Here is a 13,019-nt window from a genome sequence, read left to right as displayed (position 1 = left end):
TGGCGCTGGTCGTGAACTGCCCCACTCCTTCCAAAACCTGTTCTGGATCAAGAAACAGGGTACCGCTTTGGTGCCTAATAGACCCCACATATAGGGGTAAGCATAAAAAAAATACCCATATATAGTGTCATAAAGCTGTGCATAAGTGGTCACCCTCTCAGTGTCAGCCCAGGTGTTTCAAGCCTTGGCTGACCTTGTTTGCGCCGGGGACGGGCGTGGAGAAGGGGACTCAACGAGGGTGAGCCGAGGGTGGCCACCAGGTCTTTCAATACGGGGAAAATCGATGAAACCGGTAGTGATCAAACGCGATGGATGTCGTGCACCATTCAATGGCCAACTGATCCGCGATGCGGTCAGCCGGGCGGCGGCCGCGGTCAATCAGGCCAGTCCGGCGCTGGCAGAGCGCATTGCCGCCGCTGTCAGCCAGGAGCTGGAGGGGCGAGGGGAGGTAGACATCCACGAGATCCAGAACCGGGTCGAGAACCACCTGATGGCCTCCGACGACAAGGCCATCGCCCGTGCCTACATCGAATACCGTCACGACCGGGATCAGGCCCGCGAGGCCAGGGGTCGTCTGGCCCAGGAGATCCGCGGTCTGGTGGAGCAGACCAACGCGGCCCTGCTCAACGAGAACGCCAACAAGGACTCCAAGGTGATCCCGACCCAGCGTGACCTGCTGGCGGGCATTGTCGCCAAGCATTACGCCATCAGTCACATGCTGCCCCGTGACGTGGTACAGGCCCACGAGAGCGGCGACCTGCACTTCCACGATCTCGACTACTCCCCCTTCTTCCCCATGTTCAACTGCATGCTGATCGATCTGCAGGGGATGCTGACCCACGGCTTCAAGATGGGCAACGCGGAGATAGACACTCCCAAATCCATCAGCACCGCCACTGCGGTGACCGCCCAGATCATCGCCCAGGTGGCGAGCCACATCTATGGTGGCACCACCATCAACCGCATCGACGAGGTGCTGGCACCCTATGTGACCATCAGCTGGCACAAGCACCGGGAGGTGGCCGAGGAGTGGGGGATCCAGGATGTGGACGCCTACGCCATGGCCCGCACCGAGAAGGAGTGCCACGATGCCTTCCAGTCCCTCGAATACGAGGTCAATACCCTGCACACCGCCAACGGTCAGACGCCGTTCGTCACCTTCGGCTTTGGCCTGGGGGATAGCTGGGAATCGCGCCTCATCCAGCGCGCCATCCTAGGCAACCGCATCGCCGGCCTTGGCAAGAACAGGAAGACCGCCGTCTTCCCGAAACTGGTGTTCGCCATCAAGGATGGCCTGAACCACAAGCAGGGGGATCCCAACTACGACATCAAGCAGCTGGCGCTGGAATGCGCCTCCAAGCGGATGTACCCGGACATCCTCAACCACGACCAGGTGGTCAAGGTCACAGGCTCCTTCAAGACCCCCATGGGGTGCCGCTCCTTCCTCGGTGCCTACGAAGAGAATGGCGAGCTGGTCCACGAGGGGCGCAACAACTTAGGTGTCGTGAGCCTCAATCTGCCGCGCATTGCCCTGAAATCCCGCGATGAAGCCGACTTCTGGGACAAACTGGATGCCGCCCTGCGGGTGGCCAAGACAGCGCTCATGTACCGCATCAAGCGCCTCGACGGGGTCAAGGCCCGGGTCGCCCCCATCCTCTACATGGAGGGGGCCTGCGGGGTGCGCCTCAAGGCCGATGACAACATCAGCGAGATCTTCAAACATGGCCGCGCCTCCATTTCGCTGGGTTACATCGGGGTACACGAGACCATCAACGCCCTCTATGGCACCGACGTCCACCTGTTCGACAGCGAGACCCTGCGCCAGAAGGCCATCGCCATCATCGCGCGGCTCAAGGCGGCCACCGACGAGTGGAAGGAGGAGACCGGCTACGGCTTCAGCCTCTACTCCACCCCGAGCGAGAACCTCTGCACCCGTTTCTGCCGCATCGACGCCAAGGAGTTTGGCGTGGTGGCCGGGGTGACCGACAAGGGCTACTACACCAACAGCTTCCACCTGGACGTGGAGAAGCAGGTGAACCCCTACGACAAGCTGGACTTCGAGGCGCCCTATCCGCCCATCGCCAGCGGCGGCTTCATCTGCTACGGCGAGTACCCCAACATCCAGCACAACCTGGAGGCGTTGGAGAACGTCTGGGACTACAGCTATGACAAGGTGCCCTACTACGGCACCAACACCCCCATCGACGAGTGCTACGACTGCGGCTTCACCGGCGAGTTCGAGTGCACCTCCAAGGGCTTCACCTGCCCGCGCTGCGGCAACCACGACCCGGCCAAGGTGTCGGTGACCCGCCGGGTGTGCGGCTATCTCGGCAGCCCGGATGCGCGCCCCTTCAACGCGGGCAAGCAGGAAGAGGTCAAACGCCGCGTCAAGCATATGTAAGCGAGCAGACCCCACCCCAGCCCTCCCCTTGGCAGGGGGGGCAAAGAAGCTCCTCCCCCTTTCGAAGGGGGAGGTTGGGAGGGGGTTGGCCGTTAACCCAGAGAACTCGAATGCACTACCACCAGTACTACCCGGTCGATGTGATCAACGGCCCCGGCACCCGCGCCACCCTGTTCGTGTCGGGTTGCGAGCACCAGTGCCCCGGTTGCTACAACCAGAGCACCTGGCGGCTCGATGGGGGCAAGCCGTTCGATGAGGCGATGAGCGATCGCATCATTCACGATCTCAACGACAGCCGCATCAAGCGGCGCGGACTGTCGCTCTCCGGCGGCGATCCGCTCCACCCCGCCAACGTGCCGCATGTGCTGGCGCTGGTGAAGCGGGTGCGGGCCGAGTGCCCCGGCAAGGACATCTGGTGCTGGACCGGCTATCTGCTGGCCGATCTCAGCCCGGCCCAGCGGGAGCTGGTGGCCTTGCTGGACGTGCTGGTGGATGGCAGGTTCGAGAAGGGCCTGGCGGATCCCGGTCTGCTCTGGCGTGGCAGCAGCAACCAGATGGTTCACGACCTCAACGCCTGGCGGAAAGGAGGAGAGCGGATCCCCTGTCTGGTTTGCAGTTGAGGCCTTGGGTGTTTATGGTTAGGCCAACCCCAAGCGCTGTTTACACGAGGAATCCCGATGAACAATCTGCTCAAGATCCTGCTGGCCATCTTTCTCCCCCCGGTCTGCGCCTTTATCCAGGTAGGCTTCAGCCTCCATTTCCTCATCAACATAGTGCTGACCCTGCTGGGCGGTCTGCCCGGCATGGTTCATGCCCTCTGGCTGGTGGTAAGCGACAAGCGCGCCTGAGCCGTGAGAGATCACAAGGCCAGCCCTCCGGGGTTGGCTTTTTTTTGCCTGCCAGATGGGGGCTTCCCGGATGAGCCCCTTTGCCTGACACTGGCGCGTCGCTCATGGAGTCGAGTGATACAACGAAGAGGGAATGTCAGTGCGTGTGAAAGGGTTGTTGCTGTGGGCCGCCCTGGCCCTGCTCGGGGGCTGTGCCAGCCCCACCGCCAAGCTGAATCAGCCTCCGGTGGATGTCACCTGGGAAACGCTGCCCGAATACTGGGTGCTGGTGGGGGATGCCATCAGGTTTAACCCGGTCGGGGGGCTGCCGGCGAAGAGGCCGGTCAAGGGGTATGTGACCCTTCGCTACCTCATCGATTCCAATGGCACGCTGTTCAGCCCAGAGGTACTGGAGTCCCAGCCTCCCGGCGTGCTGGATCTCATCGCCATCTCCGGGCTGGCGCAGCTGCGCTACCGGCCATCGGAGCAGAATCAGCAAGCCATTCCGGCTCGGGTTGTGGCCCGATTTGAAGTGGAAGTGAAATGACAAACACCCCGGCCAGGCCGGGGTGTTTCGTGTGGGCTGTGTGCCATGACGGCGCGGATCACTGCTCCTTGCAGTCGTTGTAGCGGCTCTGCCACTCCCCGGCGTCATCACGCATCTCGACGAACCCCTCCTTGCCCTTGTTCCACCAGACCACCTCGTGATCGTCGGTATAGCGGGCGCCGGAGGCGGAAACCGCCTGAGGCAGGGTGTAATCCTTGCCATCGGGGAGGGAGAGCTTGACGAAGTTCAGGCTCTCGTCCGAGAGGGAGAAGTAGCGAACCTGCACTTTCTGGTTCTGTTCACACAGATAGGTGACGGGATCGCCGCCGGTCACTCCCAGCTTGCCGCTGCCCAGATCGCAGCCGCCGAGCAGGGTGATGGCGCCCGCCCCCAGTAGAAAGAGCTTGGCGTGTTTCATGTTTGATCCTCACAACGGTGTCATATGGCCTTGAGCCTAACAGGATGAGGCACAACTGCAACCTCGTGGCGGGAGCCCTGCGTCGGGATGCGTCCGTCTCCCTCTGGTCCGTGGGGCAGGCAAAAAAACGCCCCGGCAGGCAAGCGGGGCGAAAGGGAGCCATCCAATGGCTGCAGAAAAGGGTCAGTGGCCGAACCGTGTCGCCTCGAAGCGATTGAGCAGCCGGTGGATGAGGTAGCAGGCGAGCAGGGTGACCACGATGGCAAAGAGGATGCTGCTCACCCGATAGAGGGCGCTGAACACCAGGTCGTTGCCCGGGGTCAGGTACTGGCCGAACAGGATGCCGAGGGTGGTGAGGGCACCGAAGCCGACTCCGGAGCCGCTCGCCTCCTTCACATGGGCATAGCTGAACAGCATGGCACCGAGCCAGAGCACCGGGGTCACCAGCAGCAGCAAGCCGGACCAGTCATAGAGCACCAGCTGCCCCAGGATGCCGAAACTCACCCCCAGCAGGGTGCCCATGGCCCGCTTGCGGGCATAGTCCAGGGCGCCGTTCCAGTGCATGGGGAAGAGCAGCAGCAGGGTGGTGGCCTGGGCGGACATGGAGTCGCGCAGATCGAAGATCTGGAACACCAGGAACGAGAGGGTCGCGATGGACGCCCCCAGCAGGGCTTCGTGGCGCATCCGGTGCGGCGCCTTGGGGGAGGGGGCCGGCCTGGGGCGCTCCTCCACGTCCGGAATGAGGGCCGTCATCAGATAGGCGATGAGCACCGACAGGACGCTGGCCCAGAGATTGCTGAAGATGAGGTCGTTCAGATCAATCCCGGGGTAGCTGGCAAAGTGCAGCATGATGCTGAGGCTGAGCACCCCGTTGGCACCGAACAGGAACAGGCTGCCCCGGGACATGGCGGCGAAACGGTAGAGGAAGAGCAAAAAGACCAGGGGGGTCATGAGCCCAGGGTGGCCGCCGAACAGGCCGCCGAGCAGCCCCACTTCCAGACCGCACATGGCGGCGGAGGCGATGAGCTGGCGGGCGGCGTGACCGTTCATCACCGGCACCAGGCCGAGCAGCAGCACCGGGGTGACGGTGAAGAAGACCCCGTTGCTCCAGCCGAAGATCTTGCACAGCACAAACCCCAGGGTACAGCCAAAGGCGATGCGCAGACACTGGCGCAGTTCGTTGGGGGTGAGGGGTCTGTGCCACAGGTTCATGGTCGTCATCTCAATAGATGTAGTGCAGCAGGCTGAGCAGACGGATCTGGCCGCGGGCCAGCAGCCCGGTCAGGGTGTTGTCCGGCAGCAGCTGCACCGTGGCGCGGGCCCCGGCCGGCAGGTGGGCGGGCAGTTGCTCCAGGGTCAGGTGCAGGCGCAGGCGCTGGGCATCCCGTACCCAGCGATCGGACTCGACGGGGTTCGCAAGCTGGCCGTTGGCGTCAAACTGGCCGGCGCTGACCCCGGCATCCAGGCTGGCGACGCGGGCAGGATAGAGACGACCGGGCTCGCCGTCGAAGGCGACGAGGGCCTGACTGCCGGCGCTGACGTGGCGCAGGCTCTTCTCGCGAAAATCGGCGATCACGTCCACCTGCTCGGAGACCAGGGCCAGCAGGGGGGAGCCTGCATTGGCCACGCTGCCAGGCTTGAGCTGCAGGTTGGTGATGATGCCGTCCTGGCTCGCATGAACCCGGCTGTAGGCGAGGTTGAGCTCGGCCTGGGCGAGGCGGTTGCGGGCCTGGCGCAGCAGCAGGTTGTCTTCCCCTGGCAAGCCGCGGTTGACGCGGGCCTGCTCTACCCGGGCCTGGCTGCCGAGCAGGTTGGCACGGGCGGTGCGGGCGGCGCTGTCGGCGTCATCTTTCTGCTGCTCAGAGACCATGTGACGGCGGTAGAGGGCGTCGATACGTGCCGCTTCCCGCTGTTTCTGGTCGGCCTGGGTGCGCAGCGAGCTGTACTCCGCCTCATAGGCGGTCAGGGTTGCGTCCAGCTGGCGGTTCTGCTGCCTGGCCTGGTCCAGGGCGAGCCTGGCCTGATCCACGGCGAGCTGGAAGGGTTCCGGGTCGAGGGCGAAGAGCAGATCCCCCTGCTTGACGTGCTGGTTGTTGGCGACGGCGACTTCGACCACCTTGCCGCTGACCTGGGGGGCCATCCGGGTGACGACCCGGGTGGCCATGGCCTGGGGGGTCAGGGGCATCTTGATGTCGGCCAGCAGAAAGTAGCCAAACACCAGGACGAAGCAGACGATGGCCCACTTTATCCAGCGCTTGAATTGTTGATCCGGTGTCATCTTATTCTCTCTCTTCATGCTGTGCGGCTATCTTGCCAAGGGCGTTGGCGGAGATGCGGTGCACAATGTCTTCAAACTGGGCCAGCTCCTGCTGGCTGATGCCGGTGAGCAGCTCCCGGCGCACGGCGATGATGCGGCCCTCGATCTGATCGAGCAGCGCCTTGCCCGCCGGGGTCAGGGTGACGATGCGGGCCCGCTTGTCCTGGCTGCAGCAATGGCGCTCGATCAGCCCCTGCTCCTCGAGTTGACCCAGGGTCCGCATCAGGGAGGGGAGCTCTATCTCCAGGGCCTCGGCCAGGGTCTTCTGGCTGAGGTGGCCGCCGAGGCGGCTGAGTTTCCACAGGGCGGTCCAGCGGGGATGGGTGAGCCCCAGAGGCGCCAGCTCGAGATCGGCCACGGTGCGCCAGAGCCGGTGCAATCGCCCCAGCTGCTCGGCGAGGGAGAGTTCTCGCAACATCTCCAGATCCTTTTTCATGACGGGCACCTCAATTACTTAGCTTGCGAAGTATTATATTTATTTCGCAGGCTAAGTAAATAGTGTGATACAGCTCACGTTCAGGTTTTTTGCCCGGGCCGTGGTGTTTAAGTTTTTATATGGCTTTGCGGGCCAGCTAACCGACAACGGCCGGAGGAGGCGTTAGAGTGGCCACCTTTGAGGTGCGCCAGGCTGGCCATTGACCCGGCCGGGGGACACCCTCACCCTGGGCTTTCCCGTCCGCTGCAAGGTTGAACGATGAAACTGCGCCACCAGCTAGTCACCCTCTCGCTTGGCTTGTCACTGCTGCTGATCCTGATCCTGGGCTGTCTGCTCGCCCTCTTCATGCGCCACCTGCTGGAGAACAACCTGAAGGAGAAGGGGAGCGATCTGGCCCGGGTGCTGGCGGCGGACAGCCGGGTGGTCCAGGCCCTGGAGAAGGGGAGCGATCCCGGGCTGCGGGATTATGTGCAGGGGATCTGCAGCCGCACCGACGCCGCCTACATGGTGGTGACCGACGAACATGCCAGGCGCCTGAGCCACCCCTCACCCGAGCTGGTGGGCCAGACCTTCCGGGGGGAGGACATCTGGCCTGCACTCCAGTCGCGCGAGAGTTACTGCTCCCGGGACGTGGGCACCCTGGGCCCCGCCATCCGCTGCTTCGCTCCCGTGGTGGGGCCCGATGGCCAGGCCATCGGCGCGGTGGCGGTGGGTTATCTGATGCGCACCGTGGAGGGCACCTATCAGGAGCGGATCGCCCTGCTGGTCGGCGCCATCGCAGCGGTGCTGGGGTGCGGCCTGCTGCTGGCGCTCTGGGTGCAGCACCTGCTGCGCCGCACCCTGCTGGATCTGGAGCCGGAGACCATCGCCAATCGCTTCGCCCAGCAGGATCTGGTGCTGGAGGGGATCTCGGAGGGGATAGTGGCCCTGGACAACCAGCACAGGATCACCATGCTCAACAGCGCCGCCTTCTATCAGTTGCGACTGCCCGGCACCGGGCGCCACGCCCTGCTGGGCCGCTCCCTGGCGGAGCTGGCCCCCGGTCTCGTGCCCACGTTGCAGCAAGGGGGGGCGGTCAGGTTCACCGTGCAGGGGGATGACTTCGTCGGCCACTGGCAGGAGCTCAGCGGTCGCGAGCCGGGGCGCATGCTCATCTTCAGCCGGCCAGACGGCACCGGCAGCCTGGGCATGCAGGTGACCCACCTGCGCCAGTACGGCGAGATGCTGCGCATCCAGACCCATGAATTCGCCAACAAGCTCAGCAGCCTCTCCGGCCTGCTCCAGCTCGGCCACGTGGATCAGGCGGTAGACCTCATCCAGCAGGAGAACGAAGCCTGCCAGAACATGTTGCAGGATCTGCTGCGGGTCATCGAGAACAAGCCGGTGGCCGGGCTCATCCTCGGCAAGTTCAGCCGGGCGCGGGAGCTGGGGGTGGAGCTGGTGCTGGATGCGGGGTCGGCCCTCGGGGAGTATCCGGCCGAGGTGTCGGCGGATCTCATCACCTGCATCGGCAACCTGCTGGACAACGGCATTCGCGCCGCCTGGGGGAACCGCGAGCATGCCGCGCCCAGGGTGCTGCTCTCCCTCGATGATCTGGGGCGGCGGCTGGTGATCGAGGTGGAGGACAGTGGCGAGGGGGTGGACGAGGCGCTGGCGGATCACCTGTTCGACTACGGTGTCAGCCGCCAGACCGGGGATCACGGGGTCGGCCTCTTCCTGGTCAAGAAGACGGTGGCCAGGCGGGGGGGCGTGATAGAATGGCGCCGCACCGCCGAGCAGACGACCCTGTTCGGTATCTATTTGAATAAAAACCAATTGGTGTAAGTCATGAAGCCAATCTTCACGCTGATTATCGAGGATGACGAGCGGATAGGCGCCATGTTGGGGGAGCTGGTCTCCTCCACGGCCGGGTTCTCCCTGATGGGGCGGGCCGGCACCCTGGCCGAGGCGGATCGCCTGATGGCGGGGAGCGAGCCCCGCTTGCTGATGGTCGACATCTCCCTGCCCGATGGTTCGGGCCTGGAGTGGGTGAGCCGGCTGCGCAGCCACAACCGGGAGGTGATGGTGATGATGGTGACCGCCTCCTGCGACGTGGAGACCATACAGCAGGCCCTCAACCTGGGAGTGCAGGACTACGTCATCAAGCCGCTGCGGCTGTTTCGCATCCAGCAGAGCCTGGAGGAGATCCTGGTCCTGCATCGCCGCCTGTGCGAGCCGGGGGAGCTGGCCCAGAGCGACCTGGACCGCCTGATGGGCAAGGCGCGCAACCAGGGGCGGGAGGCGCGGGAAACCCCCAAGGGGATCGACGCCATCACCCTGCGCCAGGTGCTGGATCTGCTGGCGGGGGAGCCGGACAACACCTTCTCCACCGACACCGTGGCCCTGCGCCTCTCCCTGAGTCGCACCACGGCCCGCCGTTACCTGGAGTTTCTGGAGTCAGAAGATCGGCTGGACGTGGAGCTCAACTACGGCCAGCGTGGCCGCCCGGAGCGGCGTTACCACTGGCGCCGGGAGTCGTGACCCCGTCGCGGGCACAACGCCGAAGAGGCCGCGCACACCATGCTGCGCAGGCTGCGCAGATAAAAGGGAGCCTTTGAGCTCCCTTTTGTTTTACCCCGATGCGACCCGGCCCCTCTATCTGGGGTCGCCCGAGAAGGGGTGCAGGGCGGAGCGGGCGCGCTCGAACAGGGCGATGAGGTGATCCGCCACGGCCCGCACCCGCCGGGAGTGGGCGAGATCGCTGTGGAGCACCAGCCAGATGGGCTGATCCACCCCGAGCTCCGGCAGCAGGCAGACCAGATCCGTCTGGCGGGCCAGGTAGTGGGGCAGCACCGCGAGCCCCAGACCGGCCTGGGCGGCGGCGAGCTGGGCCGCCAGGGTGCCGGTCTCCACCCGGCAGGGGCGGCCGCGCAGCATGCGGGTCATCCATCTGGCGGCGGGCAGGTGGCTCTGGGTTTCGTTCCAGCCGATGAAGTCATCCTGATCGAAGCTGGCGGCATCCAGCCCGGGGCTGCGGGCATCCAGGTAGGCGCCGGTCCCGTAGAGGCCAAAGCCCAGGGTGCCCAGGCGCCGCAGGGTGAGGTGGCCGGCATCGGGCTTGACCATGCGCACCGCGAGATCGGCATCGCGCCGGTGCAGGTTCACTGTCTGCACCCCGGTGACCAGCTCCACCTTCAGCTCGGGGTGCTGGGCAAAGAGCGTCGGCAGGGAGGGGATGATGAGGGGATTGGCCAGGTTCTCGGCGGTGGCGAGGCGCACGGTGCCGGCCACCTGTCCCTGCAACTGCCCCGCCTCGCCAAAGGCCAGCCCCGCATGTTCCAGCGCCTCGGCTCGCTCAAGCAGGGCCTCCCCGTCGTCGGTCAGGCGATAGCCCTGCTGGTGGCGGCTGAACAGGGGCAGGCCGAGGGCCGCCTCCAGCCGGTCCAGGCGCCGGGAGACGGTGGCCACCCCCATGCGAAGGGCGTGGGCGGCACCGCTCAGGGTGCCGCTGCGGGCGATGGCCAGGAAGACGCGGGCGTCGTCCCAGAGCAGGGGATCGTGCATAGTGTTTCCATAATCGGAAAATAGGTTGCCAGTTATCTCTATATCTCATTCATTTTCGGAAGACCATACTCCCCTGCAACTTGTCAGGGAGAAAATGCGATGCAACGACGAACACTGGGAGCCAACCTGCAGGTCTCTGCCCTGGGGCTGGGCTGCATGGGGATGAGCGAATTCTACGGGCCGCGGGACGATGAGACGTCTTTGCGGGTGCTGGCGGAGGCGGTGGAGCGGGGCATCGACCTGCTCGACACCGCCGACATGTACGGCCCCCACCACAACGAGGCGCTGATCGGGCGTTTTCTCGCGACCCGGCGGGGGCAGGTGAAGGTCGCCACCAAGTTTGGCATCGTGCGCCAGCACGGGGAGTACAGGCGTACCCTCGACAACAGCGCCCGCTATGCGCGTCAGAGCTGCGAGGGCTCCCTGCGCCGCCTCGGCATCGAGCAGATCGATCTCTACTATGTGCACCGCCTCGATCCGGCCCATCCCGTCGAGGAGACCATGGCCGGGCTGGCGCAGCTGGTACAGGAGGGCAAGATAGCCCGCATCGGTCTGTGCGAGGTGAGCGAGGCCACCCTGAGGCGCGCCCATGCCGTGCACCCGGTGGCGGCGGTGCAGACCGAATACTCCCTCTGGACGCGGGAGGTGGAGGCGGCGGTGCTGCCCGCCTGCCGGGAGCTGGGGATTGGTCTGGTGGCCTACTCCCCCCTGGGGCGCGGGTTTCTGACCGGGCGTTACCAGCAGGAGGCGGTGTTCGAGGAAGGGGATTTTCGGGCCAGTCTGCCGCGGTTTCAGGGGGAGAACCTCGCCACCAACCGCACCCTGGTGCAGGCGGTCATGGCCCTGGCGCAGCAGAAGGGATGCTCGGCGGCGCAGATAGCCCTGGCCTGGCTGCTGGCGCAATGGGAGGGGATAGTGCCCATCCCCGGCACCCGGCGCCTGACCCACTTGGCGGATAACCTCGGCGCCCTCTCGGTGCGCCTCTCCCCAGCGGAGCTCGGGGCCCTGGGCCAGGCCATCCGGACCCTGCCGGTGGCGGGGGAGCGCTATACCGCCGAGGGGATGAAGGGGGTGAACGCATGAGCGGCTCGCACACGGATCGCCGTGAACGGGCGTTCGCGCTGCTGGCCCGGCTCGATCCCCAGGCGCCCACGCGGGTCGCCGCCAGCCTGGATGCCCTGTCACCCGAGCTTGCCGAGCTGGTGCTGGGGTTTGCCTTTGCCGATGTGCTCGCCCGTCCCGGCATCGATCTCTGCACCCGCGAGATGCTCACGGTGGCGACCCTGATGGGGATGGGCACGGCGCCCGGACAGCTCGAGTTCCATATCCGGGCCGCCCTCAATGTGGGGGTCAGCCGGGAGACCATCATCGAGATCCTGCTCCAGGTCGCCGTCTATGCCGGAGTGCCCGCCTGCATGAATGGCATCCGTGCGGCCCGCAGCGCCTTCGCCGCCCATGACAAGGGGAGGGGGCGCAGGGATTAAGGAGGAGACGCCACCAGGGCGAAAAGGTCAGGCGTGCCCTGACGGGGGAAGCAAGAAGGGAGCCGAGGCTCCCTTCTTTCATGGTGCTGGCCGGCTCAAGCACCTTCCGGCAGAGGACGGCGTACCCTCGGCTTGAGCTGGGAGAGCATGACCCCGGTCAGGATGAGGCCGCCCCCCAGCAGGTGATAGCCGTGGATGGGCTCCCCCAGGGTGATGACGGCGATGAGGGCCGTGCACAGGGGCATCAGGTTCATGAAGACAGAAGTGCGCTCCGCCCCCAGGGTGGCGAGGCCGCGCATCCAGCAGTAGGCGGCGAAGATGGAGGAGGCGAGGCCGGCGAACAGCACCATGCTCCAGCCCTGGGCGGGAATGGCCAGGGAGTCGGCAGAGAGGGCCACCGGGATGAGCAGCAGCACCGCCAGCAGGATCTGCAGGTAGAGGTTGAGCCAGGGGCCGAACGGCAGTTGCCAGCGGCGGATCAAGAGGCCATAGAGGGCATAGCTGGCTGCCCCCAGCAGCATCATGCCGTCGCCGGGGTTGATGCCGCTGTGCAGCAGTGCCAGGAGGTTGCCCTGACCCAGCAGCCAGAGCACCCCGAACAGGGAGAGGCTCATGCCGAGCAGCGCCTGCTTGCCCGGCTTCTGGCCAAAGCAGCAGGCCCCGATGAGCAGGGTGAGCAGGGGCAGCAGGGAGCCGATGACCCCCATGTTGGTGGCCGAGGTGCTGTGGGCGGCGTAGTAGGCGAGGCACTGGTAGAGCACCATGCCGAGCAGGGAGAGCACCAGCAGCTTGCCGAGCCAGGGGCGGATGTCGGCCCGGCGGCGCCAGAGCTGCGGCAGGCAGAAGGGGGAGAGCGCGAGGGCGGCGATCACCCAGCGATAGAAGGAGATGGCGGCGGGATCCAGCACGCCGGCGGCGGCCTTGGAGACCACGGTATTGGCGGCCCAGATCAGGATGGCGAGCAGGGGAAAGAGAAAAGGCATAGGCACTCCTTGGTACGATGGGGAGAGTCTAGCCTTGTCTTGAACGAGGCAAGTAGCGTAAAT

The 13,019-nt window shown here is 65.3% G+C and carries 14 protein-coding genes; 8 read left to right on the top strand and 6 right to left on the bottom strand.

Translation table 11 applies throughout. The features are described 5' to 3' along the window. Nucleotides 1-283: 283 nt before the first annotated feature. From nrdD to I6L32_RS00855, 4 genes are all read left to right on the top strand, one after another. Nucleotides 284-2,401: an anaerobic ribonucleoside-triphosphate reductase gene (gene nrdD / locus I6L32_RS00870; RefSeq protein WP_041214709.1), complete on the top strand. Its 2,118-nt coding sequence runs from the start codon at nt 284-286 to the stop codon at nt 2,399-2,401. 110 nt (nt 2,402-2,511) lie between these two features. Beyond that, nucleotides 2,512-3,021 carry an anaerobic ribonucleoside-triphosphate reductase-activating protein gene (nrdG, locus tag I6L32_RS00865; RefSeq protein WP_125117443.1) on the top strand — a complete coding sequence of 170 codons (510 nt, stop codon included), beginning with the start codon at nt 2,512-2,514 and terminating at the stop codon, nt 3,019-3,021. Between the two features lie 57 nt (nt 3,022-3,078). Continuing rightward, nucleotides 3,079-3,249, top strand: a complete 171-nt coding sequence (locus I6L32_RS00860; protein ID WP_010673454.1) for a YqaE/Pmp3 family membrane protein — start codon at nt 3,079-3,081, stop codon at nt 3,247-3,249. A gap of 133 nt (nt 3,250-3,382) precedes the next feature. After that, complete coding sequence (locus I6L32_RS00855) at nt 3,383-3,775, top strand: energy transducer TonB (RefSeq protein WP_125117442.1); 393 nt, start codon at nt 3,383-3,385, stop codon at nt 3,773-3,775. 58 nt (nt 3,776-3,833) lie between these two features. Here the strand turns inward: I6L32_RS00855 and I6L32_RS00850 are convergent, their stop codons facing one another. From I6L32_RS00850 to slyA, 4 genes are all read right to left on the bottom strand, one after another. Continuing rightward, the gene (locus I6L32_RS00850) at nt 3,834-4,193 is read right to left on the bottom strand and encodes an MliC family protein (RefSeq protein WP_010673456.1); all 360 of its coding nucleotides are present in this window, start codon (nt 4,191-4,193) and stop codon (nt 3,834-3,836) included. A gap of 183 nt (nt 4,194-4,376) precedes the next feature. Continuing rightward, nucleotides 4,377-5,405 carry a DUF2955 domain-containing protein gene (locus I6L32_RS00845; protein WP_010673457.1) on the bottom strand — a complete coding sequence of 343 codons (1,029 nt, stop codon included), beginning with the start codon at nt 5,403-5,405 and terminating at the stop codon, nt 4,377-4,379. Between the two features lie 10 nt (nt 5,406-5,415). Then, nucleotides 5,416-6,471 (bottom strand): HlyD family secretion protein, encoded by a 1,056-nt coding sequence (locus tag I6L32_RS00840; protein WP_010673458.1) that lies wholly within the window; start codon nt 6,469-6,471, stop codon nt 5,416-5,418. Nucleotide 6,472: 1 nt separating this feature from the next. Then, nucleotides 6,473-6,946, bottom strand: a complete 474-nt coding sequence (gene slyA, locus I6L32_RS00835; RefSeq protein WP_010673459.1) for a transcriptional regulator SlyA — start codon at nt 6,944-6,946, stop codon at nt 6,473-6,475. 258 nt (nt 6,947-7,204) lie between these two features. Between slyA and I6L32_RS00830 the strand changes: the two genes are divergently transcribed. Continuing rightward, a complete protein-coding gene (locus I6L32_RS00830) occupies nt 7,205-8,770 on the top strand; it encodes a sensor histidine kinase (protein ID WP_041213369.1) in 1,566 nt (521 codons plus the stop codon). A gap of 3 nt (nt 8,771-8,773) precedes the next feature. Continuing rightward, nucleotides 8,774-9,466 carry a response regulator gene (locus tag I6L32_RS00825; RefSeq protein WP_039039279.1) on the top strand — a complete coding sequence of 231 codons (693 nt, stop codon included), beginning with the start codon at nt 8,774-8,776 and terminating at the stop codon, nt 9,464-9,466. 114 nt (nt 9,467-9,580) lie between these two features. Here the strand turns inward: I6L32_RS00825 and I6L32_RS00820 are convergent, their stop codons facing one another. Continuing rightward, a complete protein-coding gene (locus I6L32_RS00820; protein ID WP_216944518.1) occupies nt 9,581-10,489 on the bottom strand; it encodes a LysR family transcriptional regulator in 909 nt (302 codons plus the stop codon). A gap of 99 nt (nt 10,490-10,588) precedes the next feature. On the opposite strand from I6L32_RS00820, the gene I6L32_RS00815 reads away from it, so the two are divergent. Together I6L32_RS00815 and I6L32_RS00810 are read left to right on the top strand one after the other, a co-directional pair. Continuing rightward, the gene (locus I6L32_RS00815) at nt 10,589-11,572 is read left to right on the top strand and encodes an aldo/keto reductase (protein ID WP_201922277.1); all 984 of its coding nucleotides are present in this window, start codon (nt 10,589-10,591) and stop codon (nt 11,570-11,572) included. Continuing rightward, nucleotides 11,569-11,973, top strand: a complete 405-nt coding sequence (locus I6L32_RS00810; RefSeq protein WP_139737340.1) for a carboxymuconolactone decarboxylase family protein — start codon at nt 11,569-11,571, stop codon at nt 11,971-11,973. The genes I6L32_RS00815 and I6L32_RS00810 overlap by 4 nt, the downstream gene beginning before the upstream one ends. A 95-nt stretch (nt 11,974-12,068) precedes the next feature. Here the strand turns inward: I6L32_RS00810 and I6L32_RS00805 are convergent, their stop codons facing one another. Continuing rightward, complete coding sequence (locus tag I6L32_RS00805) at nt 12,069-12,956, bottom strand: DMT family transporter (protein WP_041213365.1); 888 nt, start codon at nt 12,954-12,956, stop codon at nt 12,069-12,071. Nucleotides 12,957-13,019 lie beyond the last annotated feature (63 nt).

Origin of the sequence: Aeromonas sp. FDAARGOS 1402, assembly GCF_019046925.1 — a bacterium.
Taxonomy (GTDB): Bacteria; Pseudomonadota; Gammaproteobacteria; order Enterobacterales; family Aeromonadaceae; genus Aeromonas; species Aeromonas caviae.
This window is presented reverse-complemented; position numbering and strand designations above follow the sequence as displayed.